The sequence below is a fragment of the Arthrobacter sp. Hb9-2 genome (genome assembly GCF_059091165.1).
The window spans coordinates 1-1,107 of record NZ_JBNHGJ010000090.1 but is presented as its reverse complement, the minus strand read 5'-3'; the positions used below and the strand labels follow the sequence as shown (position 1 = coordinate 1,107).

At 57.7% G+C, this 1,107-nt stretch carries 1 protein-coding gene; it reads right to left on the bottom strand.

Annotated elements, in window-relative coordinates:
* Window positions 1-612 precede the first annotated feature (612 nt).
* Entirely contained in the window at window positions 613-1,035 is a 423-nt protein-coding gene (locus tag AC5RV1_RS21330; protein WP_493995950.1) for a hypothetical protein, read from the bottom strand.
* Window positions 1,036-1,107 lie beyond the last annotated feature (72 nt).

The window sequence follows — 1,107 nt, the reverse complement described above, 5'->3', positions numbered from 1 at the left end:
GACCGGCTAACGGGCACATCTCGATTGCGCCTTCGTGCGCTGATCACGACATGAGGGCGAGCGGCAAGGGAGGATGTAGGAATGAGTTCACAAATGCCGGTTGCCGTCCGAGCCGCGGCCTCATGGAAGAGGCGTCGCTGGTTGAAGAGTCGTTACCGCAGCATTCGGTATGACGCGCGATTCGCCGACGGACGCGAGGAGCACGGCGTCGATTTAAACGCCGTGCTTCAAGGAGCCCGCTTCCCCGCGGACTACTGGTCCACGCGAAACGGCGCCGACTTGGCCTGCCCAGAAGAAGGCACCGGGCTATGGGTGGACTATCCCTACGGTCGGCCGCTCTAGCGAGCCAAGATAAAGAACCAGTGCCCGGTGAGGGATTTAGCTACGGGCACGGTTTCTGGACGCGGGTACTGAGTTGAGGCAGGGATTTTCAGCGTCTGGTAAAGGATCCCTGAACAGGTGTGCATCGTCTAATCTACGGCTGAAGGGTCTTACCTCGGCTGCACAGGGCGGCGGTGAAAGATACAGGACGAACGTTCCGACCGGACCGGGCCCGACAGCAAAGATGAACAGCCCGACGGTGGTAACCGGCCGGCGGGGGACGCATTTCACTTACAGGTTGTATCCGCCTGCAACCAGGATACTTTCTGAAAGTGTCCATTGAGCGAGCATGCAAACACTGACAAATACTGCAACGAGTATGTAAGCCCGTATGCGCCCTGCTTTGGTCCTGGGACTCTTCTCCGGGCGTGCAACTGCCCTCCACGTGCCAAGAATGGGCACAAGGACAGGCAGCAGGGCGATCTGCATCGGGATGCCACTTCCACTGTAGTTATATTTGCCGTCGTACGGCATCCGGGTTTCCCAAGGAACACTTGTAAATACAAAAACAGCCATGCCGATGCACACCACCAAAGCACCCACACAAATCAGACTCAGAATCCTTGCATCCTTCCAGCTGAACCGGAGTTGCTCCGCAGTAAAGCCCTCACCGTCAGAACCACCAGCAACACCAGAGCCCGCTCCATCTCTCACCGCGGCTCGACTCCTGTTTGTCGACTGATGACTTCTCCACCCACAAATTTCACGGTCTCAACAATAGCCCCG